Raw genomic sequence first — 22,822 nt, 5'->3', positions numbered from 1 at the left:
ATCTCTATGACTGCTGGCCTGCAAGGCTCGTTGATGGTGGACGTCGCCGGTACCTGGCTGACGGCTGAAGATCGCCAATTGTTGCGCCAACCCGAAGTGGGCGGCCTGATCATTTTCGCCCGCAACATCGAACACCCGCGCCAGGTGCGCGAGTTGAGCGCCGCAATCCGCGCTATTCGCCCCGATCTGCTGCTGGCAGTCGACCAGGAGGGAGGCCGGGTTCAGCGTTTGCGTCAGGGCTTCGTACGCCTGCCAGCCATGCGCGCCATCGCTGACAACCCGAATGCCGAGTACCTCGCCGAGCAGTGCGGCTGGCTCATGGCGACTGAAGTGCTGGCTGTCGGCCTCGATCTGAGTTTCGCTCCGGTGCTGGACCTCGACTTCCAGCGCAGCGCCGTAGTCGGCACTCGTTCATTTGAAGGTGATCCCGAGCGTGCAGCGTTGCTGGCGGGTGCCTTCATTCGCGGCATGAACAGCGCCGGCATGGCCGCCACCGGCAAGCACTTTCCCGGTCACGGCTGGGCCGAGGCCGATTCCCACGTTGCGATCCCTGTTGATGAGCGCAGCCTTGACGAAATCCGCGTCAATGACCTGGTGCCGTTCACCCGACTGAGCAAGCAACTGGCTGCGGTCATGCCGGCCCACGTTATCTATCCGCAAGTCGATTCCCAACCCGCCGGCTTCTCCCGCCGCTGGTTGCAGGACATCCTGCGTGGCGAGCTGCAATTCGACGGTGTGATCTTCAGCGATGACCTGTCCATGGCCGGCGCCCACGTGGTCGGCGATGCTGCCAGCCGTATCGAAGCGGCGCTGACGGCCGGTTGCGATATGGGCCTGGTGTGCAACGATCGCGCGGCCGCTGAATTGGCTCTGAGCGCCGCCCAGCGTCTGAAGGTCAAACCGTCCGAGCGCATCGCGCGGATGCGCGGCCAGTCGTACGCCAGCACTGAATACCGTCAAGACCCGCGCTGGCTGATAGCCGTCGGCGCGCTCAAAGAAGCTCAACTGATTGATTGAGGACTTTTCGTTATGACGGTTTACGCGATTATCGGCGGCACCGGCCTGACTCAACTCGAAGGCCTGAGCATTCGTCAGTCACTGGCGGTGGACACGCCGTACGGCGCGCCTTCGGCTGAAGTGCAGATTGGCGAGTACGCCGGCAAGGAAGTGCTGTTTCTTGCGCGCCACGGTCATCCTCACCGTTTTCCGCCGCATCAGGTGAACTACCGCGCCAACCTCTGGGCGCTGAAACAGGCTGGCGCCGAAGCGATTCTCGCGGTCAACGCCGTGGGTGGGATTCATTCCGCGATGGGGGCCGGACATTTCTGCGTGCCGCATCAGATGATCGACTACACCAGTGGTCGCGAACACACCTATTTCGCCGATGATCTGGAACAGGTCACACACATCGACTTCAGCTATCCCTACAGCGAGCCACTGCGTCAGCAATTGATCGCGGCGCTGGCGGCCGAAGGTGCCGGCTATAGCAGTTATGGCGTATACGCCTGCACTCAGGGGCCACGGCTGGAAACTGTCGCTGAAATCGCGAGACTGGAGCGCGACGGATGCGACATCGTCGGCATGACCGGGATGCCGGAGGCGGCACTGGCTCGTGAGCTGGAATTGGATTACGCCTGTCTGGCGCTGGTAGTAAACCCGGCGGCGGGCAAGTCGACGGCGGTGATCACCATGGCCGAGATCGAGCAAGCGCTGCATGACGGAATGGGCAAGGTGAAGTCGACGTTGGCCCGGGTGCTCAAAGGCTGAGTCTTGATACCTGCAAACTACAGTCACTTTCAGAAGCGTTGATTTTATGCCAGCAATTATTGAGCAACTTCATGAGCTGCCGTGGGCGGAGGAGTTCAGTCATCGCGCTCTGGATAAGGCTCGCAGATACGCTGTAGAAAGCCGGGTACAAATCCGCGAAATCGAGGACGCTCTCGTTCTCGCAATTTGCAAAGGTTCCCAAGGGAATATCTACGAACAATCCATTGAACTCATTGAGGACCCTAATGGTGAGTTTGAACTGGTTTGCTCCTGTTCGTGTCCAGTGGTGATCAATTGCAAACACTGCGCAACCGTGCTTTACAACCTGCAAGAACTCCCCGTGGACTCGTTCAAAAGCACTGCCTCCGTCCAACTGAATCGTGACTTGGAGCGTTGGCTCAATGATATTCCTCGCGACGCTCCGGATCGCAATGGGACTGCGCAGAGCACCGGCACGTGCTGGGTATACAAACTCAAAGCAACGTCCACTACAGGCAAGTGGTTGCTGGAGATTTGCAAGGCTCGTCAGCTCAAGGATGGCCGCTTGCAGGACATCAAATCTGTGTTCTCGCCGTCAGACGCACTGATGCGAGAGCCTGGCTATCTGTCGGAGCTTGATCTGCGAATCGCAAGATTGCTGGTCGCCGTCCACTCCCATCATTCGTTTTACAGCGGTTATCCCCTGCAAGGCAGCAGTGGTGCCGAAGTTCTTCAATTGGCATTGAAAACTTCACGCCTGTATCTCGACTTCGAACAATTGCAGCCGCTGGTACCTGGAAAGAGCAGGTCTGCGCAGTTTGCCTGGACCGAGCAAGCCAGCGGCAGCTTCCGTCCTCAATGGCGTAGTGACGAAGCGCCAGAAGAAACGATTCTGGCGCTGGAACCTTTGTACTACCTAGACCGCGAACGGATGGAGGTTGGGCCGCTGCTAAGCGAGCTAGACGAAAAGCTGGCCTGCCATTTGTCATTGGCCCCTGACATTCCCGCACGCCAGGCGATGCAGTTCAGCCATCGGATGGGCGCTGTGACTCGAGTTGTGCCTCCACCGCATGCATTGACCGAGCGGGTCGTCGATGACGTCGAACCCCAAGCCTTCCTGACACTTGCAAGCACCAACCGTTACAGGAACTGGAAGTACGAACCTGAGCACCGCGCTGCGTTGGCGTTTACGTACAACGGCCACATGGCGGCGGATAAAAAATCTTCAGAAGTACTGATACTGTCCGGCACCGAAACCCAGCGCATTCAACGTAAACCCGTGATTGAAAAAGCCTTGCGCCAGGCCTTACAAAAACAAGGCTTCAAAAAGGCTACTCGTAAAAGTGATGCATTACCTGATAGTGCAGGCGAAATGTTCGATTTGCCGGACGACTCGGCTTGGCTGGCTTTTGTGCAATCCGGGGTCCCAGCGCTCAGAGAGGCAAATTGGCAGATCCGTATCAACGAGGGCTTTCATTTCAATTTGCAGCCTATAGATGAATGGTATGCCGATGTCGAGGAATCTCCGGGACGCGAGTGGTTCGATTTGCAGTTGGGTATCGTGGTCAATGGCGAGCGCCACAGTTTGCTGCCCATCCTGCTGCAATTGTTGCGCAGGCAACCGCAACTGTTGAGGCCGGCAGAACTGGCCTTGCGTGATGATGACGATCACGTGCTGATCGATCTCGGCAGTGGGCAGTTGGGTGCCAAGCCAGGCATAAAAGTTGCGCTGTCTTTGGGGCGGATCAAGCCATTAATGGCAACGCTCGGCGAGTTGTATTTGGGTGTGAGCAGCAGTGCCTCGTTACGCTTGAGCGCCCCTGATGCAGCGCGATTGAGTGAGTTGGAGGGGCTGCCGCTGGTCTGGCAGGGCGGCGAGCGCTTGCGCAGTTTCGCGAAACGCTTGCGTGAATCGACTCATAAGAACGTTGCTGTTCCGCAAGGCCTCAACGCCACACTGCGGCCTTATCAGCATGAAGGTCTGAACTGGATGCAAACCCTTCGTGAGCTTGAGGTCGGCGGTATCCTTGGCGACGACATGGGCCTGGGCAAGACCTTGCAAGCCCTGGCTCATTTGCTAGTGGAAAAGCAGGCAGGTCGACTCGATCTTCCGGCACTCGCGGTGATGCCGACCAGCCTCATTCCCAATTGGCTCGACGAAGCGGCACGCTTCACCCCGCAGCTGAAAGTCTTGGCGCTTCATGGCGCCACTCGGCAAAAGGACTTCATCAACCTTGCCGAATACGATCTGGTGTTGACCACGTATGCGTTGTTGCCGCGTGATCTTGAGGTTTTGCAGCCACAGGTCTGGAGTGTGCTGATTCTCGATGAAGCACAGAACATCAAAAATCCGCTCAGCAAGGCCGCTCAGGCTGCCCGTGATTTGGAGGCCCGGCAGCGTTTGTGCCTGTCCGGTACGCCGTTGGAAAATCACCTCGGCGAGCTATGGTCACTGTTTCACTTCCTGTTGCCCGGCTGGCTTGGCGACAGTAAAACCTTCAATCGCGACTACCGCACCCCGATCGAGAAACACGGCAACAGCGAGCGGATGCAGCACCTGACCGCCCGGATAAAGCCCTTTCTGCTACGCCGCAAGAAAGAACAGGTCGCCACCGAGTTGCCGCCAAAAACCGAGATCGTGCATTGGATCGAACTCAGCGATGGGCAGCGAGATGTTTATGAAACCGTGCGCGTAGCGATGGACAAGAAGGTGCGTGACGAAATTGCCCGTAGCGGCGTTGCGCGTAGCCAGATCATCATCCTCGACGCCTTGCTCAAGTTGCGTCAGGTGTGCTGCGATCTGAGGCTGGTCAAAATGTCTCTGACGGCGAAAGCACTTCGTGCGGGCAGCGGCAAGTTGATTGGCTTGATGGAGATGCTGGAGGAGTTACTCGGTGAAGGGCGCAAGATTTTGCTGTTTTCGCAGTTCACTTCGATGCTTGCATTGATTGAGGAAGAATTGCTGCATCGTGGTGTTGGCTATGCGTTATTGACTGGCGATACAACTGATCGGCGCACGCCAGTCAAAGACTTCCAGAGCGGCAAGGTGCCGTTGTTCCTGATCAGTCTGAAGGCGGGTGGCACGGGGCTTAATCTGACAGCGGCCGACACGGTGATTCACTTCGATCCGTGGTGGAACCCTGCTGTTGAAAATCAGGCCACCGATCGTGCTTACAGGATCGGTCAGGACAAACCGGTATTCGTTTACAAGATGATTGCCCGGGGCGCGGTGGAGGAGAAAATACAGGCACTGCAACAGGAGAAGGCAGCGCTGGCCGGAGCGGTACTTGAAGGCGGAACAACCGGGGGATGGAAGCTTGATCAGAGTGACATTGAAGCGCTGTTTGCGCCGTTGCCTGATCCCAGGTCCTGATAAAGCGTGACTGCAGTGAGTCCGAGCTGACGCCATCGCGGGCAAGCCACGCTCCCACAGGATTGATGTTAACTCTGTGGGAGCGGCGGTGCGGCGGTCCGACTTGCCCGCGATAGCAATCTTTCTGGCGCCGCCGATCTCAGCGTTTTTCAAGTTTATCCGGCAACGGCGCAAACAACGCTTCAATATCGTCACTCTGCAACTTCCAGTCCCCGGTCTTGCGCCCATCCAGCACGCCAGCCGCCAAGTCGGATTTTTCCTTCTGCAGATGCTGAATCTTCTCTTCTACCGTGCCCCTGGCAATCATCTTGTAGACGAACACCGGTTTCTCCTGACCAATGCGATACGCCCGGTCCGTCGCCTGATTTTCCGTCGCCGGATTCCACCACGGATCATAGTGAATCACCGTGTCGGCTTCGGTCAGGTTCAAGCCGACGCCACCCGCCTTCAGGCTGATCAGAAAAATCTGACGCTTGCCGCTCTGGAAGTCTTTGACCGGGGCGCGCCGGTCGCGGGTCTGCCCGGTCAGCAGCGCATAATCGACTCCGCGTTTTTTCAGCTCGTCTTCAATCAACGACAGCATTGAAGTGAACTGCGAGAACAGCAGGATCCGCCGACCTTCATCGAACAATTCCTCAAGCATTTCCATCAGGCTGTCGAGCTTGCCCGACGTGCTGCCGCGAGTGGGCAGGGTGGCATCGTTGACCAGACGCAAATCGCAGCAGACCTGACGCAGCTTCAGCAGCGCCTCAAGAATGATGATCTGGCTGCGCGCCACGCCCTTGCGAGTGATCTCGTCGCGGACTTTCTTGTCCATCGCCAGACGCATGGCTTCGTACACGTCGCGCTGGGCTTCGTTCAGCTCGACCCAATGGATGATTTCCGTTTTCGGCGGCAACTCGGTCGCCACTTGTTCCTTGGTTCGACGCAGCAGGAACGGTTTTATCCGGCCGTTGAGGTGCTGAAGTCGCACTTCGCTGGCGCGCTTTTCGATCGGCACGCGGTAATCGCGGTTGAAGCTTTTTACATCACCCAGCCAGCCGGGCAGCAGGAAGTGAAACAGCGACCACAGTTCACCCAGATGGTTTTCCAGCGGCGTGCCGCTCAGGCACAGACGCTGACGGGCATTCAACTCGCGGGCGGCGTGGGCGGCCTTGCTGTTGGGGTTCTTGATGTACTGCGCCTCGTCCAGAACCAGCACGTGCAAAGGCTGCGCGGCGAGACGTTCGACGTCCTTGGGCAGCAGCGCATAGGTGGTCAGGATCAGGTCGTAATCGGCCAGCGTGTCGAAATGCTTTTTGCGACTGGCACCGTACAGCGCCAGCACGTTGAGTTGCGGCGTGAAGTGCGCTGCTTCATCCAGCCAGTTGGGGATCAGGCTGGTGGGCATCACCACCATGCACGGCCGATCGAGGCGTCCGGCGTTCTTCTCACTGAGAATGTGCGCCAGGGTCTGTAGGGTTTTGCCCAGACCCATGTCGTCCGCGAGAATCCCGCCGACTTCCAGTTGCCGCAGCGACTGCATCCAGCTCAAGCCTTCCAGCTGATAGGGGCGCAAGGTCGCGTTCAAGCCTTCCGGTGCGGTCGTGGTGAAGTCCTTGATGTCCCGCAGTCGCTGGGCAAAGGTGCGAATTTTCTCGCCGCCCTCCCAGAGCAACGGCAAGTCTTCCAGCGGATTCAGTCGCGTGGCATCGGCTTTGCTCAGGCGCAGCGTCGTTTCGCCGGGCCCTTGCAGGTAGAACTCGCCGAGGGTCGCCAGTACCGGTTTCAATCGGCCGAAGGGCAGGGCGACTTGCAACGGGCCGTATTCGGAGTTCGGGCGATTGGGAATGTTCACCAGGATCAACTCGTCGTCGCGACGTCGTGCAAGGCGTTCCGGGTTGAGGATCTCGGTGTGAGAGCGCATCAGGTTCAGCAGGATCGGCAGCAGACTCAGCCGTTCTCCGTTGACGATGATTCCCAGTTCCAGATCGAACCAGTCGCGCTCCGGTGCCTGTTCTACGGTGGCGTACCAATCGTCCACGACAGTCAGGTCGAAACCGAAGTCTTCGTCGATCTGCAACTCCCAACCCTGGGTGCGCAGCTTCGGCAGTTCATTGAGGGTGAAGGTCAGCCAGGCGCTGTCGTTGACCATCTCGAAAAGTTCGCCGGCACTTTCCGGCAAGGCTTTGCTTTGCCGGGTGGCGACCTTGAAACCGAGGATTCGTAGTTGCTCCCTGTAGGTCTGTTCGACTTCCGGGTGGCGTTTTATCCGTAACGTTTGCGTCTCCTGACGTATCAGGATGTCAGCATTCTTCTGCCCGGAAACGTATTCATCCAGATAGCTGAAAGACAACGCCGCGCGATGCTGAATATAACGCTGCATCTTGCCGTTGCGCGGTTCGAAGGCGCTGAACTCGATGCTCGCCAGCCACAAGCGCGGCACCGGTTGCACGTTATCCACCAGCACTTGCGGCGGCGCCTTCGGGCTACGGTTTTCCAGTACGGCTTGAAGTTTCTCGAGTAGCTCGGCGTCTTGCGCGGCGGCGGGGTAAGCCAGGGTTTCCTGCACTTTCAGCAGCACCGCCGCGCAATGCTTGCAGTTGCTGTGGACCGGGCAGGTGCAGGTGGCGTCAATCATCAGCAACGTGGCTTTGGCTGACTCGCGCAGGTGAATGGTCTGACGGTAAACGTTACCGCCAGAGCCCTCGCAGGCGGCAATGATCGTGGCGTCGCCGGCCTCGACGATCCTGACGCGGTTCTCCAAAGCGTAGCGACGGCCACGCTCCAGGCTCTGTTCCTTGAATCGGCTGACCCAGGAAGGTGCCAGGGGTTTGCTCAGGGTCGCTGACATAAGGACTCAATCAGTCCGGAATTTCATCGGGGACTGGCCGAGGCGCAGGGGCAGTCAGCGAGGTGATCTTGATCAACATGCCCAAGTGGCCGTTGTCGAGGAAGTTCAGCTGGCCGTTCTTGGTATGGCTTTCCTGCTTCATACGTTCGCTGGCGGTGACCATGCCGTTGGCGTCGATCTGGTTGACCCAGAAGTCTGCATCCACGTCGGTGAATCGTCCCAGTTTCATGCTCAGCGTGCCCTCGATCGGGAACTGGCCGAACTGTTCTTTGCCCTCGCTGATCGCAACTTTGCTGTCCTCTTCGCCAAGGTTCTGTTGCCACGCCTTGTGCAGCAACACCGTGTATTCATTGCTGGCGGTGAGTTTTTCCACTTCAGCATTGAGGCTCGGTGTGCGCAGGCTGTCGGGGTTGATTGGCTGAGCTCCAGCAGCCCAGTCTTCCGGCGCGGCGCGGCTGACGATAGCGGGCACGGCGTTTTGGCGGACCAGAATCATTTCAATCTGATACAAGTCATCGGCAAATGCCGTAGGGGTGACCAGTGCTGTTATTAACATTGTCAACAAGGTCAGTAAGCGAAACAGGCGCATGCGGCGTCCTTCAAGCAGTTTTCGGAATGAGGTGCTCAAACAGCGCCTCTACAGTATTAAAGCGCTCTTCCGAGCGCTCCATCGGCACCTGGAATTTAAACATCGTGGCGCCTTCGAATTTGTAACGTTTTGGCTGGCTCTGAATCAGCTTGATCAGCGTCAGCGGGTCAACCGGGGTTTGCGCCGCGAACTCGATTCGACCCCCTTGCGGGCCGCCGTCGACTTTCTTGATGCCCAGTAGCTCGGCCTGTAATTTCAGCGCGGTAATGCGCATCAGGTTCTTGGTTGGTTCCGGCAACAGACCGAAACGATCGATCATCTCCACCTGCAAGTCCTTGAGGCCTTCCTCGTCGGTGGCCGAGGCGATGCGTTTGTAGAGAATCAGTCGGGCGTGCACGTCCGGCAGATAGTCCTCGGGAATCAACGCCGGTACTCGCAGATTGACTTCCGGACCACCGCCGAGCGGTTGATCGAGGTTCGGTTGTTCGCCCTTGCGGATCGACTTCACCGCGCGCTCGAGCATTTCCATGTAAAGGGTGAAACCGACGGCCTGGATCTGCCCGCTCTGCCCGTCGCCGAGCAATTCGCCGGCGCCACGGATTTCCAGGTCGTTGGTGGCGAGCACGAAACCCGCGCCGAGGTCCTGGGTATTGGCGATCGCTTCCAGACGTTTTTCGGCGTCAGGCGTAATTTGCTGACGCGGCGGCGTCAGCAAATAAGCGTAAGCCTGGTGGTGGCTGCGACCGACCCGGCCGCGCAACTGGTGCAACTGAGCCAGGCCGAACTTGTCGGCACGCTCGATGATGATGGTGTTGGCGCTCGGCACGTCAATGCCGGTCTCGATGATGGTCGAGGCGATCAGCACGTTGAACCGCTTGTGGTAGAAGTCGCTCATCACTTGTTCGAGATCGCGTTCGCGCATCTGCCCGTGGCCGATGCCGATCCGTGCTTCCGGCACCAGTTCGGCGAGGTCGGCGGCGCATTTCTCGATGGTCTTCACGTCGTTGTGCAGGTAATAGACCTGACCGCCACGCAACAGCTCACGGAGCAAGGCCTCTTTGACCGTGCTCTTGTTCTGCTCCATGACGAAAGTCCGTACCGACAGGCGACGGGCCGGCGGCGTGGCGATGATCGACAGGTCACGCATGCCCGACACCGCCATGTTCAGCGTGCGCGGAATCGGCGTGGCGGTCAGGGTGAGGATGTCGACTTCACTGCGCAGGGCCTTGAGCTGTTCCTTCTGACGGACACCGAAACGGTGCTCTTCGTCGATGATCACCAGCCCCAGGTTTTTGATTTTCACGTCGTCCTGCAGCAGCTTGTGCGTGCCGATGACGATGTCGATCTTACCTTCGGCCAGATCCGCGACCGCGGCGTTTACTTCCTTGGTCGACTTGAAGCGGCTCATCACTTCCACGCTCACCGGCCAGTCGGCGAAGCGGTCGCGGAAGCTGTTGTAATGCTGCTGGGCGAGCAGGGTGGTCGGCACCAGAATCGCCACTTGACGACCGCCGTGTACCGCGATGAACGCTGCGCGCATCGCCACTTCGGTCTTGCCGAAACCGACGTCGCCGCAGACCAGGCGGTCCATCGGTTTTGGCGCGAGCATGTCGGTGCGCACGGCTTCGATGGTGGTTTGCTGGTCCGGGGTTTCTTCGAACGGGAAGCCGGCGCTGAAGGTCGCGTAATCGGCTTTCGGGTCGGCGAACGCATAACCTTCGCGAGCGGCGCGGCGGGCATAGATGTCGAGCAACTCGGCGGCTACATCGCGTACTTGTTCGGCAGCTTTGCGTTTGGCTTTCTGCCAGGTCTCGGAGCCGAGACGGTGCAGCGGGGCCAGGGCATCGTCGCTGCCGGTGTAACGGGCGATCAGATGCAGGTTGGCCACCGGCACGTAAAGCTTGGCGTTTTCGGCGTATTCGAGGGTCAGGAATTCGGCGGCCTGACTATCAATTTCCAGAATCGTCAGCCCGAGATAGCGACCGACGCCGTGATCGATGTGCACCACCGGCGCGCCTTCGCGCAGCTCGGTGAGGTTTTTGATCACGGCATCGTTGTTGGCATCGGCGCGTTTCTCGCGGCGACGGCGCTGCATCACGCGCTGACCGAACAACGGGCTCTCGGCGACCAGGGCCAAGGCCGGATCGTCGAGTACCAGGCCTTCGTCGAGCGGCGCGATGGTGATCGCCAGGCGCTCTTTGCTCGCGACGAAGTCCGGCCAGCTGTCGACGGTTTTCGGTCGCAGTTTCAGGCGTTCCAGCAATTCCAATAGCACTTCACGACGGCCCGCGGACTCGGCGGTAAACAGCACGCGACCGGGAAACTCGTCGAGGAAACCCGCCAGCGCCGCCAACGGTTGAGTCGCCTTGGCTTCGATGGCCAGGTTCGGCAGCTCCCGAGCGGGGAAGCGCTCGCGACCGACGCCGGTTTCCACGTCCTGTTGACTGGCGACCACGCGCGGCCAATTCTTCAGGCGTGCGAAGCAGTCTTCCACTGGCAGGAACAACTCGGCCGGTGGTAATAAAGGACGGGCCGGGTCGACGCGACGCTCTTCATAGCGATTGCGCACATCGTTCCAGAAGTTTTCCGCCGCTTGCTCGATGCCGGGCAGGGAAAACACTTGCGTGTCCTGCGGCAGGTAATCGAACAGCGTGGAAGTTTCGTCGAAGAACAGCGGCAGGTAGTACTCGATACCCGCCGGTGTAATCCCGCTGCTCAAGTCCTGGAAGATCGGGCAGCGACGGAAGTCGACATCGAAACGCTCACGGAAGCGCGCCTTGAAGCGGGTGACCGCATCCTTTTGCAGCGGAAACTCTCTCGCTGGCAGGAGGCGAACCGTTTCAACCTTGTCGATGGAGCGCTGGTTTTCCGGATCGAAGGTACGAAGAGTCTCGATTTCGTCGTCGAACAGGTCGATGCGGAAAGGCAGTTTGCTACCCATCGGGAACAGATCGATCAGCGAGCCGCGCACGGTGAACTCGCCATGCTCGTAGACGGTATCGACGTAGCGATAGCCGCTGGCTTCAAGCCGGGTGCGCATTTGCTCGACATCGAGCTTCTGGCCGATGTCCAGCACCAGGCTGCTGCCGAGCAGGAATTTGGTCGGCGCCAGGCGATGCAGGGCCGTGGTGATCGGCACGACCAAAACGCCATGACTCAGCTCCGGCAATCGATACAACGCGGAGATTCGCTGGGAAATAATGTCCTGGTGCGGCGAAAACAGATCGTAGGGCAGGGTTTCCCAGTCCGGGAAATGCAGCACCGGCAAATCCGGGGCGAAGAAACTCAGCTCCTGTTCCAGCCGTTCGGCACTTTGGCTGTCGGCGGTCAGCAGCAGGGTGAAGCGCTTGGCAGCGCTGGCGGCCTCGGCAATGGCCAGGCTCAGGGCGGCACCGGGCAGGTTGCCCCAGTGCTGTTTACCTGCCGCGGCAGGGAGAAGCGGTAGACGCAGAACGGGCACGGAAGGTTGAGCTCCAAGCGTTGCGACAAAGTCGGTAATTGTAACGGTCCCGGGTGCCGCCTGTCAGTTGCAGACTGTGTCTATTACGCAGGTTGGGCGAAATGTAGTGGTAAAGACAAAATCGGCCCGTTTTTTAGTAAAAAAGACTGAATATGTAGTGTCAAAACGACCGAGTGTTACGGAGGGTTACAGACAAGACAGCGGTGTCTCCCAAAAAATGACTGCGCTGCAGGCCACGTTTTCATTGGGCTTGAGCCGTGCGTCATTTTTTTTAAGAGGATTTTGTTACTGGCCGCGCGACAGGCGCGCATTGCTACGGGAGGCACTCGGCGGCATAATGTAGCCCCTTTTTTCTGCCCCTACATGTGGAAGGTTCCCGTGACTCAGAAGCCCGACCAGTGTCTTGGTGAATGGATCGACCGTGAAGCACTCGCAGAAGCGATGATTCCGCTTATCGGTCAGCTCTACCGCAATAACAACGTGGTGAGCTCGATCTATGGCCGCAGCCTGATCAATCGTTCAGTCATTGCGATTCTCAAAGCTCACCGCTTTGCTCGTCATCGTCAGTCCGATGACAGCGAATTGTCCGTCCACGAAACATTCCCGCTGCTCAAGGCAATGAGCGAGCTCAAGCTCGGCGCTGCTTCGGTAGACCTGGGCAAGCTTGCAGTCAAGTTCAAGGCTGAAGGCAATGGCCGCACTGCCGAGCAGTTCGTCCGTGAAGAACTGGCTGACGTCGTTGGTCAGCAAAATGTTTCCGCCCGCAAAGGCACCGACGTTGTTCTGTACGGCTTCGGTCGTATCGGCCGTCTGCTGGCGCGCATCCTGATCGAGAAAACCGGTGGCGGCGACGGCCTGCGTCTGCGCGCCATCGTTGTCCGCAAGGGCGCCGAGAACGATCTGGTCAAACGTGCCAGCCTGCTGCGTCGTGACTCGGTCCATGGTCCGTTCGATGGCACCATCACCATTGATGAAGCCAATAACACCATCACCGCTAACGGCAACCTGATCCAGGTTATCTACGCGAAAAACCCGACTGAAGTGGACTACACCCAGTACGGCATCAAAGACGCGCTGCTGGTGGACAACACCGGTGTATGGCGTGACGCCGACGGTCTGGGCCAGCACTTGGCTTGCCCGGGTATCGATCGCGTTGTTCTGACCGCGCCTGGCAAAGGCAAGCTGAAGAACATCGTTCACGGCATCAACCACGGTGAAATCACCGCTGATGACAAGATCGTTTCCGCAGCTTCCTGCACCACCAACGCCATCGTGCCGGTGCTCAAAGCAGTCAACGACAAGTTCGGCATCATCAACGGTCACGTTGAAACGGTTCACTCGTACACCAACGACCAGAACCTGATCGACAACTTCCACAAAGGCGATCGCCGTGGCCGTAGCGCCGCGTTGAACATGGTGATCACCGAGACCGGTGCTGCCACCGCTGCTGCCAAGGCTTTGCCTGAGCTGGCTGGCAAGCTCACCGGTAACGCGATCCGTGTTCCGACGCCTAACGTGTCGATGGCCATTCTCAACCTGAACCTTGAGAAAGCCGCCACCCGTGAAGAGATGAACGAGTACCTGCGCTACATGGCGCTGCACTCCGATCTGCATAAGCAAATCGACTACGTCAATTCGCAGGAAGTGGTTTCCACCGACTTCGTTGGCTCGCGCCACGCAGGCGTGGTGGACGCTGAAGCAACCATCAGCCAAGACAACCGTGTTGTTCTGTACGTTTGGTACGACAACGAATTCGGTTACAGCTGCCAGGTGGTTCGCGTGATGGAAGACATGGCCGGTGTAAACCCGCCAACATTCCCGCGCTAAGCGTTAGCTGCACATGAAAACGCCCCGACTTTGGTCAGGGCGTTTTTGTTTGTGTGCGATAGGCCGGTTGGAGTTGTGTTGTTTGGGCCGGCCTCTTCGCGAGCAAGCCCGCTCCCACATTGGATTTGTGTGCGCCGCAGATCAAATGTGGGGCTTGCTCGCGAAAGCGATCTCTCAGGCACCGCCAACCACTGCTGCCTGCGCAGTCCGCAGTTCATGCCGATTGCCTTTGAACAACACTAGCGTCGCAATCAACCCCAATACCGCCGCACCACTGAGCCATATCCCTGGAGCAGCCTTGTTGTCCAGCACATGAATCAGGTACGTACACGCCGCCGGCGTAAAACCCCCGAAGGTCGCGGTTGCCAGGCTGTAGGCCAAAGAGAATCCAGTCGTACGAACTTCCACCGGCATGATCTCGGTCAGCGCCACCACCATGGCGCCGTTATACGAGCCATACAGGAACGACAGCCACAATTCGACGATCAGCAAGTGGCTGAAGCTCGGATTTGCTACCAGCCATGACAGCGAAGGATAGGCGGTTAGAATCGCCAGAATCGTCGCCGCCAGCAGCAAGGGTTTGCGTCCGATCCTGTCGGAAAACGCCCCCATCACCGGCAGCCAGAAGAAGTTCGACAGACCAATGCACACCGTCACCAGCAGCGCGTCCAGGTCCGACAAATGCAGTTCGGCTTTGCCGAAGGTCGGGGTGTAAGCGGTGATCAGGTAGAACGACACCGTGGTCATTACCACCAACGCCATGCCGGCGATGACGATGCCAAAGTTCTGCCCAATCGAACGAACGATGTCCCGCAGGGTAGGGCGATGTTTGCGCGCCTGGAATTCCGGGGTTTCTACCAGCGAACGACGAATCACGAAGATCACCGGTACGATCATGCAGCCGATCAGAAACGGCATACGCCAGCCCCAATCACCCATTTGTTCCGGGCTCAGCCAGTGGTTCAAACCAACACCCAGCAGGCCGGCGAATACCACCGCGGCTTGCTGACTGGCGGACTGCCAACTGACGAAAAAACCTTTGCGACCCGGTGTGGAAATCTCGGCGAGGTACACCGACACACCGCCCAGTTCCACACCGGCCGAGAAGCCTTGTAGCAAACGGCCGAACAGCACGATCAGCGGCGCTGCAACGCCCAATGTGGCGTAACCCGGCACACAAGCAATCAATACCGTACCGGCAGCCATCATCGCGAGGGTGATGATCAGCCCTTTGCGTCGACCATGGCGGTCGATATAGGCACCGAGGAAAATCGCCCCCAATGGGCGCATCAGGAAGCCGGCCCCGAAGGTGGCCAGCGATAACATCAGGGAGGCGAACGCGCTATCGGCAGGGAAGAAGGTTTTGGCAATGGCCGTGGCGTAAAAGCCGTAGACCATAAAGTCGAACATCTCGAGAAAGTTGCCGCTGACAACGCGAAAAATCGCTTTGCCTTTGCTCGTGCTGGAGGACATTTGTAGATACTCACTCTGGTAAATCTTGTTTGAAAGCGCTGCACCTGTGCGAGCCTGTGTGGCGAAGTGAGGCTCCCACAGGTTTTGCGTCTGACAGACAGATGAGGCAGACCTGGCTCCCATGCGCTCTGAAGCCCATAATGGCGGGCACGGTTTTGAGGGGGGATGAAGATTTGTTAACTGGACGGTGGACTGGGGTTGTGATGCTGGTCGGCGTTTTGTCCGGTTGTGGCAACGGCGACAGTCTGGAACGCTTCGACGGCCCGACCATGGGCAGTCGTTATTCCATTCAATACGTAAGACATTCCTCCACGCCCGGGCCGAAAGCGGTGCAGGCCGAAGTAGAAAATATCCTCGCCGAAGTGGATCGACAATTCTCGACCTATCGCAGCGACTCGGACATCGAGCGCTTCAACGCACTGCCGGCCGGCCGCTGTCAGGTCATGCCTGGCCCGGTGCTCGAATTGATCCGTGTGGGCGAGCAACTGTCTTCGCAAAGCGAAGGCTCCTACGACCTGACCGTTGAACCTCTGCTCAATCTCTGGGGATTCGGCCCGCAGGCTCGTAATGAGAAAGTCCCCTCGGCCCAGGTGTTGGCCGAAGTCAGGCAGCGAGTCGGTTACCAGCACCTGCGTATCGACGGCGATCAGCTGTGCAAGGACGCTGCGGTCGAGGTCGACTTCAACAGCATCGCCGCCGGCTACGCAGTCGACACGATTGCCGCAAAACTCGAAGCAATGGGCATCCACAACTACCTCGCCGAAGCCACCGGCGAACTCAAGGCTGCCGGCAAAAAACTCGACGGTTCACCGTGGCGCGTCGCCCTGGAAGAGCCCCGCGACGACCAACAAGTGGCCGAGCGCATCATCGCCGTCGACGGCTATGGCGTTTCCACTTCCGGCGACTACCGCAACTATTTCGAGCAGGACGGTCGGCGTTATTCCCACACCTTCGATGCCCGCACCGGGGTGCCGGTCCTACACACCCTGGCGTCAGTCACGGTGATTCATCCTTCAGCGTTGATGGCCGATGGCTTATCGACGCTGTTGCTGATTCTGGGTCCCGAAAGGGGTTGGGACTATGCCCAAACGCATGACATCGGTGCATTCTTTGTGATTCGTGCCGATACAGGATTCGTCACACGAACCACGCAGGCTTTTGAACGCCTGAGTGGCGGAAAAACCGAGTGATCGCAGCGATTCAAGCAGCAAAGACTGGCGTTGTAGTGCAGGCAAAAGTAGCCTACGACGCGACCAAGGGTTAATGTGCGCGGCGTTGACGCTTATATAGACTGTGTCCGGGTTCTGCACTGGCCCCAAATTGTTCCTTCACGCCGCAGATCGGCGTGATTTAGCCGCAGGTGCCGAGGGCGCCGCGGCCTGTTCTGAGGAGTATGCATGGCTGTCTACAACTACGACGTGGTGGTGCTGGGTTCCGGCCCGGCGGGAGAAGGCGCGGCAATGAACGCCGCCAAAGCAGGGCGCAAGGTGGCGATGGTCGATAGCCGTCGCCAGGTCGGCGGCAACTGCACCCACCTGGGCACCATCCCGTCCAAGGCACTGCGTCACTCGGTCCGGCAGATCATGCAGTTCAACACCAACCCGATGTTCCGGGCCATTGGTGAGCCACGGTGGTTCTCGTTCCCGGACGTGTTGAAAAGCGCCGAAAAAGTCATCTCCAAACAAGTCGCTTCGCGCACCGGCTACTACGCCCGTAACCGCGTCGACGTGTTCTTCGGCACCGGCAGCTTCGCTGACGAGCAAACCATTGAAGTGGTCTGCGCCAACGGTGTTGTGGAGAAGCTTGTTGCCAAGCACATCATCATCGCCACCGGTTCGCGTCCTTATCGTCCGGCGGACATCGATTTCCACCACCCGCGTATCTACGATAGCGACACCATCCTCAGCCTCGGCCACACCCCGCGCAAACTCATCGTTTACGGCGCCGGCGTGATCGGTTGTGAGTACGCGTCGATCTTCAGCGGTCTGGGTGTACTGGTTGAACTGGTGGACAACCGCGGTCAGTTGCTGAGCTTCCTCGACTCGGAAATTTCCCAGGCCCTGAGCTATCACTTCAGCAACAACAACATCACGGTTCGCCATAACGAAGACTACGACCGCGTCGAAGGCGTGGACAACGGCGTGATCCTGCACCTCAAGTCCGGCAAGAAGATCAAGGCCGACGCTTTGCTCTGGTGCAACGGCCGTACCGGCAACACTGATCAGTTGGGTCTGGAAAACATCGGCGTGAAGGTCAACAGCCGTGGTCAGATCGAAGTGGACGAGGCCTACCGTACCTGCAAGCCGAACATCTACGGCGCCGGTGACGTGATTGGTTGGCCGAGCCTGGCCAGTGCTGCTCACGACCAGGGTCGTTCGGCCGCTGGCAGCATCGTTGACAACCATAGCTGGCGCTTCGTCAACGACGTGCCAACCGGCATCTACACCATTCCGGAGATCAGCTCGATCGGCAAGAACGAGCAGGAGCTGACTCAGGCCAAGGTGCCGTACGAAGTGGGCAAGGCGTTCTTCAAGGGCATGGCGCGTGCACAGATCGCCGGCGAGCCTCAGGGCATGCTGAAGATTCTGTTCCACCGCGAAACCCTGGAAGTGCTGGGTGTTCACTGCTTCGGTTATCAGGCGTCGGAGATCGTTCACATCGGTCAGGCGATCATGAACCAGCCGGGCGAACTGAACACGCTGAAGTACTTCGTCAACACGACGTTCAACTACCCGACCATGGCCGAAGCCTATCGGGTAGCGGCGTACGATGGCCTCAACCGGCTTTTTTGAGCGGCTCCGGCCGGTGGCCTGAGCCGGCCGGGGAGACCGATTTCAGCAATTCTCGAGCGTGGCGCTGGCCAAACCGGGAAAGTCTGTAATCAGGCTGTCAACGCCGAAGTCGGCGAGTCTGCGCATTAGCGCGGGCTCGTTGACTGTCCATACCGACACATGCAGCCCCTGGCGCTGCGCCTTCTGCAGGCGTTCCGGCGTACACAGGGTCCAGTTCAGCGCCAGAATCTCACAGCCATAGCTTTGCGCGACCTTTAGCGGGTCGAGCCAGGCGTACTCGGCCACCAGTCCGCGGGACACATCCGGCACGAAGTCCAGCGCAGCTTTCAATACTTCCCGCGAACTCGAGGTGATCGTGACCTTGTCGAGCAGGCCGAAACGCTGAGCCATTTCGCGAATCGCCAGCACGGTAGTCGCAGCGCGGGTGCGCGAAGCGCTTTTGACTTCCAGTTGCCAGTGCTCGAAATCGCATTTCTCGAATAGTTCTTCCAGTGTTGGAATCGGGCACGGTTTGATCCAGCCTGGTCCGCCAGTGCGCGCGTCGTAGGTCACCAGCTCGGCCGCCGTGTGCTCGACGACTTTGCCGCGACGGTCGGTGGTGCGCTTGAGCGTCGGGTCGTGGATGACCATCAACTCGCCGTCCATGGAGAGGTGCAGGTCCAGTTCGCAGCGGCGCACGCCGTGCTTGAGGCATTGCTGAAAACTGGTCAGCGTATTTTCCGGTGCTTCGCCCTTGGCGCCGCGATGGCCGTAGATGAGAGTCACGGTTCTTCCTTAAATTAAATGCCTGATTCGTTTTGTTCGCGGGCCAGGCGTCGTTCCTGGGCCTGCTTCTGCAAAATGTAGCGGGCCAGCAATTGGCGCTGGGCATCGGTCGGGTATTCGAACTCGGTGCCGACGTCGTAGCCGTCGCCTTTGCGATCGCAATGGGTGACCCGGGCTCGCAGCAAAAGGCCGAGGGCTTGCGGCATCAGCACCAGTTTGACCGACAGGTGCGCGTCCTCGGCAATGGGCGTCGGATGCTGAAATTCGATCCCGCCTTCGGAAATGATCACCGGCTGCGGCTCGCCGATCTGCCCGAGTACGGTGATTGCGATCACCTGGCTCAGCAAATCGATGCGTTTATTCTGGGATTTCAGGAATGCGGCGAGATTCCGGTCGCGCTCACTGATCTGGCGCAACAGGTGCTGTGACTCGAATTCGCTCAGGTGCAGCTCGCTGAGCAAGTTGAACAGTGGGGAAGCATCCTGCAACACATCCTGGCCTGCGGCTTCGGGTGCGGACAGGGGCCGAATTTCCAGTGCGATCGTGTCCTCGATACGGTAGTATTCGCGGCGATCTTCTTCATCTAATGTCGACATGGCGAACCCATGGTAGCGGCGGTGGTCTGAGTGTAAAGCTGGTTATCGACCCCCGCCACAAGGACGTTCCTTTTCCCTCCGAACAAGCCCCGACATGTTCAGACCTCTCTTCGTATTTATTGGCACGCGTTATACCCGTGCAAAGCGTCGCAATCATTTTGTGTCATTCATTTCCCTGACCTCGATGATCGGACTCGCCCTTGGCGTGGTCGTGATGATCGTGGTGCTGTCGGTCATGAACGGCTTCGATCATGAGATGCGCACCCGCGTGCTGGGCATGGTGCCCCACGCGACCATCGAGTCCGGTGAACCGATCAGCGACTGGCAAAGCCTGGCCGCCAAGGTCAAGCAGAACCCGCAGGTGACGGCCGTGGCGCCGTTTACGCAGATGCAGGGTTTGCTGACCAACAACGGCAAGGTGTCCAAAGTCCTGCTCAATGCCATCGACCCTGCGCTGGAACGGCAGGTCTCGATCATTGATAACTTCATGCAGCAGGGCAAACTCGACGACCTGGCGCCGGGCAGTTTCGGCATCGTCATCGGTGACAAGGCCGCGGCCAAGCTGGGTGCGGCGATCGGCGACAAACTGACGTTTGTGGCGCCGGAAGTCACCGTGACCCCGGCCGGGATGTTCCCGCGCATGAAACGCTTTACCGTGGTCGGCATCTTCCATGTCGGCGCCGGTGAGTTGGACGGCTATCTGGGCATCACCAATCTTCAGGATCTGGCCAAGCTGCATCGCTGGAAACCGGATCAGGTCCAGGGCATCCGCCTGAAGTTCGACGACTTGTTCCAGGCGCCACGCGTCGCCTGGACCATCGCCCAGCAACTCGGCGAAGACCATTTCTATGCCCGCGACTGGACACGCACCCACGGCAATCTGTATCAGGCGATCCGCATGGAAAAAGCCATGATCGGTTTGCTGTTGCTGCTGATCGTCGCCGTTGCTGCATTCAATATCATTTCCACGCTGGTGATGGTGGTGAACGACAAGAAGGGCGACATCGCGATTCTGCGTACCCTTGGCGCCACACCGGGTTCGATCATGGCGATCTTCATGGTGCAGGGCACCGTCATTGGTGTGGTCGGGACGCTGATCGGCGCCGTGGTCGGGATCTTCGCCGCGCTGAACGTCAGCGCCGCGATATCGGCCCTCGAAGGTCTGATCGGGCACAAATTCCTCAACGCCGACGTGTACTTCATCGATTACCTGCCGTCGCAAGTGCAGAGCCAGGATGTGTTGATGGTCTGCGCCGCCGCGTTGGTCCTGAGTTTCCTCGCCACCCTGTATCCAGCCTGGCGTGCCGCGCGCACCCAGCCTGCGGAGGCGCTACGTTATGAGTGAGTTGGGCATGAGTGATAAAGCAATCTTGAGCTGCCGCGACCTGGGCAAATCCTACGAGGAAGGCCCGGAATCGGTAGAGGTTCTGGCCGGTCTGCAGCTGGAGCTGCATCCGGGTGAGCGCGTGGCGATTGTCGGTACGTCGGGCTCGGGCAAAAGTACCTTGCTCAACCTGCTGGGCGGCCTCGATACGCCGACCAAGGGCAGCGTCTGGCTGGCCGGTGAAGAGCTGTCGGCGCTGAACGAAAAGGCTCGCGGTTTGCTGCGCAATCGGTCGCTGGGTTTCGTTTACCAGTTCCACCACTTGCTGCCTGAGTTCACCGCGCTGGAAAACGTCTGCATGCCGCTGTTGATCGGCAAGACGGCTATCCCGCAAGCGCGTCAGCGTGCGACGGCATTGCTGGAGCGGGTAGGGCTGGGGCATCGCCTGGAACACAAACCGGCCGAATTGTCCGGTGGTGAACGTCAGCGTGTGGCCATCGCCCGCGCCCTGGTGAACAACCCAGGCCTGGTGATGCTCGACGAGCCGACCGGTAACCTCGACTCCCACACCGCCCAGGGCATTCAGGATTTGATGCTGGAACTCAGCACTTCGATGCGCACGGCGTTCCTGGTGGTGACTCACGACATGAACCTGGCTCGCCAGATGGATCGCGTCCTGCATTTGCAGGAAGGTTACCTGACGCCCATCTGATTGGCCGAAACCCGGCGTACTGAACAGTACGTCGGGTCTTTTATTTTTATACGGTGCCCAGCGAATGTTCAGACCGTTATCGATCTTTATCGGCGCGCGCTATACCCGCGCCAAGCGCCGCAATCGCTTTGTTTCCTTCATCTCGATGACCTCGATGATCGGCCTCGCCCTGGGCGTGCTGGCGATGATCGTGGTGTTGTCGGTCATGAACGGTTTCCAGCGTGAAATGAGCTCGCGCATCCTCGGCATGGTGCCTCACGCGACAATCGTCGGCGTCAATCCGATCGACGATTGGCAGCCCGTCGCTGCGGCGGCCATGAAGAATCCTGAAGTGACGGCCGCCGTGCCGTTCACCGAGATGGAAGGCATGCTGTCCTACAAGGGGACGATGCAGCCGATCCAGGTCAGCGGCGTTGATCCGGCGCTGGAAGGCAAGGTGTCGATCGTCGCCCAGCACATTGTTCAGGGGCGTCTCGATGCCTTGAAGCCGGGTGAGTTCGGCGTGGTGATCGGCGAGATCACGGCACGTCGCTTCCGCTTGAACGTCGGCGACAAGATCACCCTGATCGTGCCGGAAGTCAGCACTGCACCGGGCGGCATCACCCCGCGCATGCAGCGGTTGAACGTGGTCGGCGTGTTCAAGGTCGGCGCCGAACTGGACGGCTCCATGGCGCTGATCCACGTGGCCGATGCCGCGCAGATGCAGCACTGGGCGCCGAATCAGGTGCAAAGCGTGCGCCTGGCGGTGAAGGATTTGTACGCTGCGCCGCAGGTTTCCAGTGATATTGCTGGCGGGCTGGGCACCGCTTACAAGGCTGATGACTGGACCCACACGCAGGGCAGTCTGTTCAGTGCGATGAAGATGGAAAAAACCATGATTGGCCTGCTGCTGTTGATGATCGTCGCCGTGGCGGCGTTCAACATCATCGCAACCCTGATCATGGTGGTGAACGACAAGGGCGCGGACATCGCGATCCTGCGCACCATCGGCGCCACGCCGCGGCAGATCATGGCGATCTTCATGGTGCAGGGCACCGTGATCGGGGTTGTCGGTACGTTGATTGGTGGTGTGCTCGGCGTGATTGCGGCGCTGAACGTCAGTGAACTGGTGGGCTGGATGGAGCGGGTCAGCGGGCAGCACATCTTCAGTTCCGACGTGTACTTCGTCAGTAACCTGCCGTCCGAACTGCAGGGTGCGGATGTGGTGTTGATCTGCTCCGCCGGGTTCATTCTGAGCTTCCTCGCCACCGTTTACCCGGCATGGCGTGCGGCGAAAGTCGAGCCGGCTACCGCGTTGCGGTATTCGTAGTCTGATAGGCCGCTTTCGCGAGC

The 22,822-nt window shown here is 59.1% G+C and carries 15 protein-coding genes; 9 read left to right on the top strand and 6 right to left on the bottom strand.

What is annotated here, in order from left to right:
• Positions 1 to 18: 18 nt before the first annotated feature.
• Genes nagZ through ACMXYH_RS22010 form a run of 3 tightly spaced genes read left to right on the top strand, consistent with a single transcriptional unit; the run spans position 19 to position 5,119 of the window.
• Positions 19 to 1,017, top strand: a complete 999-nt coding sequence (gene nagZ, locus ACMXYH_RS22020) for a beta-N-acetylhexosaminidase (RefSeq protein WP_415767738.1) — start codon at positions 19 to 21, stop codon at positions 1,015 to 1,017.
• A 12-nt stretch (positions 1,018 to 1,029) separates the two neighbouring features.
• Positions 1,030 to 1,767, top strand: a complete 738-nt coding sequence (locus ACMXYH_RS22015) for an S-methyl-5'-thioinosine phosphorylase (protein ID WP_129442914.1) — start codon at positions 1,030 to 1,032, stop codon at positions 1,765 to 1,767.
• 46 nt (positions 1,768 to 1,813) lie between these two features.
• A complete protein-coding gene (locus tag ACMXYH_RS22010; protein ID WP_415764935.1) occupies positions 1,814 to 5,119 on the top strand; it encodes an SNF2-related protein in 3,306 nt (1,101 codons plus the stop codon).
• A 139-nt stretch (positions 5,120 to 5,258) separates the two neighbouring features.
• On the opposite strand, the gene ACMXYH_RS22005 is transcribed toward ACMXYH_RS22010, so the two are convergent.
• From ACMXYH_RS22005 to mfd, 3 genes are read right to left on the bottom strand one after another with little or no spacing between them, the layout of a single operon-like run.
• Positions 5,259 to 7,952 carry a DEAD/DEAH box helicase gene (locus ACMXYH_RS22005; protein WP_415764934.1) on the bottom strand — a complete coding sequence of 898 codons (2,694 nt, stop codon included), beginning with the start codon at positions 7,950 to 7,952 and terminating at the stop codon, positions 5,259 to 5,261.
• Positions 7,953 to 7,962: 10 nt separating this feature from the next.
• Positions 7,963 to 8,541 carry a CsiV family protein gene (locus tag ACMXYH_RS22000; RefSeq protein ID WP_129442920.1) on the bottom strand — a complete coding sequence of 193 codons (579 nt, stop codon included), beginning with the start codon at positions 8,539 to 8,541 and terminating at the stop codon, positions 7,963 to 7,965.
• A gap of 10 nt (positions 8,542 to 8,551) precedes the next feature.
• Complete coding sequence (mfd, locus tag ACMXYH_RS21995; RefSeq protein WP_129442922.1) at positions 8,552 to 12,001, bottom strand: transcription-repair coupling factor; 3,450 nt, start codon at positions 11,999 to 12,001, stop codon at positions 8,552 to 8,554.
• 363 nt (positions 12,002 to 12,364) lie between these two features.
• Between mfd and ACMXYH_RS21990 the strand changes: the two genes are divergently transcribed.
• The gene (locus ACMXYH_RS21990) at positions 12,365 to 13,828 is read left to right on the top strand and encodes a glyceraldehyde-3-phosphate dehydrogenase (RefSeq protein WP_129442924.1); all 1,464 of its coding nucleotides are present in this window, start codon (positions 12,365 to 12,367) and stop codon (positions 13,826 to 13,828) included.
• 174 nt (positions 13,829 to 14,002) lie between these two features.
• Here ACMXYH_RS21990 and ACMXYH_RS21985 read toward each other — a convergent pair whose 3' ends face one another.
• Entirely contained in the window at positions 14,003 to 15,301 is a 1,299-nt protein-coding gene (locus tag ACMXYH_RS21985) for an MFS transporter (protein ID WP_415764932.1), read from the bottom strand.
• A 203-nt stretch (positions 15,302 to 15,504) separates the two neighbouring features.
• On the opposite strand from ACMXYH_RS21985, the gene ACMXYH_RS21980 reads away from it, so the two are divergent.
• Together ACMXYH_RS21980 and sthA are read left to right on the top strand one after the other, a co-directional pair.
• The gene (locus ACMXYH_RS21980) at positions 15,505 to 16,491 is read left to right on the top strand and encodes an FAD:protein FMN transferase (protein WP_415764931.1); all 987 of its coding nucleotides are present in this window, start codon (positions 15,505 to 15,507) and stop codon (positions 16,489 to 16,491) included.
• A gap of 207 nt (positions 16,492 to 16,698) precedes the next feature.
• Positions 16,699 to 18,093, top strand: a complete 1,395-nt coding sequence (sthA, locus tag ACMXYH_RS21975) for a Si-specific NAD(P)(+) transhydrogenase (protein ID WP_129442932.1) — start codon at positions 16,699 to 16,701, stop codon at positions 18,091 to 18,093.
• A gap of 42 nt (positions 18,094 to 18,135) precedes the next feature.
• Here sthA and ACMXYH_RS21970 read toward each other — a convergent pair whose 3' ends face one another.
• The gene (locus ACMXYH_RS21970) at positions 18,136 to 18,858 is read right to left on the bottom strand and encodes a glycerophosphodiester phosphodiesterase (protein ID WP_056744312.1); all 723 of its coding nucleotides are present in this window, start codon (positions 18,856 to 18,858) and stop codon (positions 18,136 to 18,138) included.
• Between the two features lie 14 nt (positions 18,859 to 18,872).
• The gene (locus ACMXYH_RS21965) at positions 18,873 to 19,454 is read right to left on the bottom strand and encodes a PilZ domain-containing protein (protein WP_134421742.1); all 582 of its coding nucleotides are present in this window, start codon (positions 19,452 to 19,454) and stop codon (positions 18,873 to 18,875) included.
• 94 nt (positions 19,455 to 19,548) lie between these two features.
• Here ACMXYH_RS21965 and ACMXYH_RS21960 point away from each other — a divergent pair, with 94 nt between their 5' ends.
• The 3 genes from ACMXYH_RS21960 (at position 19,549) to ACMXYH_RS21950 (ending at position 22,799) form a co-directional block, all read left to right on the top strand.
• Complete coding sequence (locus ACMXYH_RS21960; RefSeq protein ID WP_008151382.1) at positions 19,549 to 20,799, top strand: lipoprotein-releasing ABC transporter permease subunit; 1,251 nt, start codon at positions 19,549 to 19,551, stop codon at positions 20,797 to 20,799.
• A 7-nt stretch (positions 20,800 to 20,806) separates the two neighbouring features.
• Positions 20,807 to 21,490 (top strand): lipoprotein-releasing ABC transporter ATP-binding protein LolD, encoded by a 684-nt coding sequence (gene lolD, locus ACMXYH_RS21955; protein ID WP_165353274.1) that lies wholly within the window; start codon positions 20,807 to 20,809, stop codon positions 21,488 to 21,490.
• 64 nt (positions 21,491 to 21,554) lie between these two features.
• Positions 21,555 to 22,799, top strand: coding sequence for a lipoprotein-releasing ABC transporter permease subunit (locus ACMXYH_RS21950; protein WP_415764930.1), 1,245 nt, complete (start codon positions 21,555 to 21,557; stop codon positions 22,797 to 22,799).
• The last annotated feature ends 23 nt before the right edge of the window (positions 22,800 to 22,822 follow it).

It is taken from the genome of Pseudomonas frigoris (assembly GCF_047758635.1).
Classification (GTDB): domain Bacteria; phylum Pseudomonadota; class Gammaproteobacteria; order Pseudomonadales; family Pseudomonadaceae; genus Aquipseudomonas; species Aquipseudomonas frigoris.
This window is presented reverse-complemented; position numbering and strand designations above follow the sequence as displayed.

Coding starts and splice junctions, on each gene's coding strand:
- ACMXYH_RS22015 (WP_129442914.1), top strand. CDS start 1,030: ATGACGGTTTACGCGATTATCGGCGGCACCGGCCTGACTCAACTCGAA.
- ACMXYH_RS22010 (WP_415764935.1), top strand. CDS start 1,814: ATGCCAGCAATTATTGAGCAACTTCATGAGCTGCCGTGGGCGGAGGAG.
- ACMXYH_RS22005 (WP_415764934.1), bottom strand. CDS start 7,952: ATGTCAGCGACCCTGAGCAAACCCCTGGCACCTTCCTGGGTCAGCCGA.
- ACMXYH_RS22000 (WP_129442920.1), bottom strand. CDS start 8,541: ATGCGCCTGTTTCGCTTACTGACCTTGTTGACAATGTTAATAACAGCA.
- ACMXYH_RS21990 (WP_129442924.1), top strand. CDS start 12,365: ATGTGGAAGGTTCCCGTGACTCAGAAGCCCGACCAGTGTCTTGGTGAA.
- ACMXYH_RS21985 (WP_415764932.1), bottom strand. CDS start 15,301: ATGTCCTCCAGCACGAGCAAAGGCAAAGCGATTTTTCGCGTTGTCAGC.
- ACMXYH_RS21980 (WP_415764931.1), top strand. CDS start 15,505: ATGCTGGTCGGCGTTTTGTCCGGTTGTGGCAACGGCGACAGTCTGGAA.
- sthA (WP_129442932.1), top strand. CDS start 16,699: ATGGCTGTCTACAACTACGACGTGGTGGTGCTGGGTTCCGGCCCGGCG.
- ACMXYH_RS21965 (WP_134421742.1), bottom strand. CDS start 19,454: ATGTCGACATTAGATGAAGAAGATCGCCGCGAATACTACCGTATCGAG.
- ACMXYH_RS21960 (WP_008151382.1), top strand. CDS start 19,549: ATGTTCAGACCTCTCTTCGTATTTATTGGCACGCGTTATACCCGTGCA.
- lolD (WP_165353274.1), top strand. CDS start 20,807: ATGAGTGATAAAGCAATCTTGAGCTGCCGCGACCTGGGCAAATCCTAC.
- ACMXYH_RS21950 (WP_415764930.1), top strand. CDS start 21,555: ATGTTCAGACCGTTATCGATCTTTATCGGCGCGCGCTATACCCGCGCC.